4 protein-coding genes are annotated in these 3,023 nt (G+C 71.3%); 2 read left to right on the plus strand and 2 right to left on the minus strand.

All coding sequences use genetic code 11. The features are described 5' to 3' along the window. Nucleotides 1–66: 66 nt before the first annotated feature. Nucleotides 67–993, plus strand: coding sequence for an alpha/beta fold hydrolase (locus tag K7854_RS37115; RefSeq protein ID WP_226030963.1), 927 nt, complete (start codon nt 67–69; stop codon nt 991–993). On the opposite strand, the gene K7854_RS37120 is transcribed toward K7854_RS37115, so the two are convergent. Continuing rightward, nucleotides 990–1,886, minus strand: a complete 897-nt coding sequence (locus K7854_RS37120) for an NYN domain-containing protein (RefSeq protein ID WP_226030964.1) — start codon at nt 1,884–1,886, stop codon at nt 990–992. The two genes, K7854_RS37115 and K7854_RS37120, sit on opposite strands and share 4 nt — an antisense overlap. A 283-nt stretch (nt 1,887–2,169) precedes the next feature. On the opposite strand from K7854_RS37120, the gene K7854_RS37125 reads away from it, so the two are divergent. Next, nucleotides 2,170–2,322: a DUF8834 family protein gene (locus K7854_RS37125; protein WP_226030965.1), complete on the plus strand. Its 153-nt coding sequence runs from the start codon at nt 2,170–2,172 to the stop codon at nt 2,320–2,322. A 107-nt stretch (nt 2,323–2,429) separates the two neighbouring features. Here K7854_RS37125 and K7854_RS37130 read toward each other — a convergent pair. Beyond that, the coding region (locus K7854_RS37130; protein WP_226030966.1) for a MarC family protein at nt 2,430–3,023 on the minus strand (594 nt) is incomplete at its 5' end.

The following is a 3,023-nucleotide window of genomic DNA, read 5'->3' on the forward strand; positions in this document are numbered from 1 at the left end:
CGATCCACGCGGGGCCGGGCCGACGGCGTTGTCACTCCCGTGCCCCGCGCCCGATAGCCTCTGCCCGTGAGCAGGAACGCCGCCTTCAGCCCGCCCCCGGACGCCCGTGCGTACCGACTGCGCACCGCGCGCGGAGAGTTCGCCGTCGTCGACTCGCCGGTGGCCGACGGGGTCGCGCCGCGCGGCGTGGTGCTGCTGCTGCCCGGCTTCACGGGGAGCAAGGAGGACTTCACGCTGCTGCACCGGCCGCTCGGGGCGCGCGGATACCGCACGGTCGCCGTGGACGGGCGGGGGCAGTACAAGTCGGACGGGCCCGAGCACGACGAGTCGGCGTACGCGCGCTCCGAGCTGGCCCGGGACGTGCTCGCGCAGGCCGCCGCCCTCGGGACGCGCGTGCATCTCGTCGGGCACTCCCTGGGCGGCCAGATCGCCCGGGCGGCGGTCCTGCTCGACGCCGCCCCGTTCCTGTCCCTCACGCTGATGTCCTCGGGCCCGGCGCGGATCTCCGAGTCGCAGCGGCAGCGGGTGAAGCTCCTGCGGGACGCGCTGGACACGATGACGATGGCGGAGGTCTGGAAGGTGATGCAGGCCATGGGCCCGCCGGAGGAGGTCGGCGCCCCTACCCCCGCCCACGGCCCGGAGGACCCGGAACGGCTGCGCGACCGCTGGCTGGGCACCCGGCCGGCGCAACTGCTCGCCACGGGACGCCAGTTGTGCACCGAGCCGGACCGGGTCGCCGAGCTGGCCGCCGTGCCGCTGCCCTGCCACGTGCTGTCGGGCGACTTCGACGACACCTGGCCGGTGCCCCTCCTGGACGAGATGGCCCGGCGGCTGGACGCGCGCCGGACGGTGGTCGCGGGCGCCGAGCACTCCCCCAACACCGACCAGCCCCTGGCGACGGCCCGCGCCCTCGCCGACTTCTGGGACGACCACCCCGGGCGCCCCGCACCGCCCCCGCGGCACCTGCCCCGAGGCCGCGGCGGCCCCGCCTAGTACTGCGCCCGCAGGTGCTCCCAGAAGCCGTCCCGCAGCGCCCGTCGCAGGTCGGCCTGGCCACGCAGCGAGTACTGGAGCAGTCCCTCGGCCTCCACCAGCAGGTCCTGGTCCACGGAGCCGGGGAGGTAGGGGTGGCCGGGGAGCAGTTCGACCAGTGACTCGCGGCCCCGGGAGGCCAGCCACTTCGCCGCGATCTGCGCGCCCACGAAGCGGACGTCCTCGCGGCCGGGGCGCGGGACACCGGGCGCCTCGCCGGTGTGGGTCGTGCGGCGGGAGACGTACGGCTTGAAGAAGTCGAGGTCGAGGGTGCGCTGGCTGTCGACCTCCCAGAGCAGCGGCTCGGCCTGGTTGCGCCCCTCGGGTGCCTCGATGCCCCACAGGTGGACGCGGGCGCCGTACCCCTGGGCGGCCTCGACCGCGGACACCAGGTCCTCGTCGCCGCCGAGCAGGGCCGCGTCGCTGATGGCGCGGTGCCGGGCGAGGGACTCCAGGTCGGTGCGGATGAGGGAGTCGACGCCCTTCTGCTGGTTGTTGGCGTTGAGGTTGCCCAGGCGGACCTTGACGTCGGGCAGCTCGGCGATGGACTGCTGCTCGGCGGTGTGGATGCGGCGGCGGGCGCCGTCGTACCAGTACACGCGCAGCAGGCGGCTGTCCGCGAAGACCGTCCGCGCCTTGTCGATGAGTGCCTCGATGAGGGCGTCGGCGTCCAGGTCGAAGGCCCGGCGGTCCTCGGTCCCGGCCACCAGTCGCCCCGCCGCCGCGTACAGGTAACCGGCGTCGACGAAGATCGCGTGGGTCGAGGGGGTCTTCGCCACCTCGGCGAGCATGCGCTGGAGCAGCTCGTTCGTGCGATCGATACGAGCGTTCAGGGGCGCGAGGTCGTCGTTCATCGCCTCCATTCTCCCGGCGGTCACGCTACGAACACAACCGGTCCCGGTCAGTCTTGTAGCGAGCATCTTTCCGCGGCGCCGACCCGCTGTACCGCCTCCTGCGCCCGGCCACCTCGTAACAAGCGACTTACTTGTCAGTAATTAGTCGTGCGAAAAATTTCCTTAGCGTAGGGAATGTTTGCAGAGGGCATCCCGTTGACCACTACGGAAGCCCGGGCACCGACGACCCAGGAGCCACACCAGTAGTTCTCCGCAGGAGGATGACCAGATCAAGGGAGAGGCCATGCGCTTTGAAGTCATGCGACTCGACGACGTCGACGGGACCCCCGTGGACACGACTGTCGTGGACGCCGCCTCCGTGAACCGCATCGTTCAGCAGGCCGCCGCCATCGGGCAGCGCCTGTGGATCCGCCCCGCCGACAGCTCGGCCTTGTAGCGCGGACCTTCGCACACGAGAACAGGGCCCCGCACGGCACTCCGTGCGGGGCCCTGTTCGCGTACCCATGCGCCCGGTTCGCGTACTCGCGCGCCCGGTTCTCGCACTCACGCGCCCTGGATCACCTGGGTGACTCCGTTGATGATCTGCTGTACGGCGATCGCGGAGAGCATCATGCCCGCGAGGCGGGTCACCAGCACCACGCCGCCGTCCTTGATGACCCGGATGATCAGCAGCGAGTACCGCATCACCAGCCAGAGCACCACGTGAATGGCGAGGATCGCCGCCCACACCGACACCTGCGTGGTCACGCTGTCCGCCTTCTGCACGGCCAGGATGACCGACACGATCGCCCCGGGCCCGGCGAGCAGCGGCATGCCCAGCGGTACGAGGGCGACGTTGACGTCCTTGGTCTGCTTCGGCTCGTCCGTCTTGCCGGTGAGCAGGTCGAGGGCGATCAGCAGGAGCAGCAGCCCGCCCGCGATCATCAGCGCGGGCACGGACACGTGCAGGTAGTTCAGGATCTGGTGCCCGAGCAGACCGAACACCGTGATCACGCCACCGGCGACGCAGACGGCCTGGAAGGCCATCCGGCGCTGCACCTTGGCGGGGCGGCCGGCGGTCAGTGCCAGGAAGATCGGGGTGATCCCGGGGGGATCCATGATGACAAAAAGGGTCAGGAAGAGAGAGCCGAAGACGGC

The organism is Streptomyces hyderabadensis, assembly GCF_020404845.1.
GTDB classification, from domain to species: Bacteria; Actinomycetota; Actinomycetes; order Streptomycetales; family Streptomycetaceae; genus Streptomyces; species Streptomyces hyderabadensis.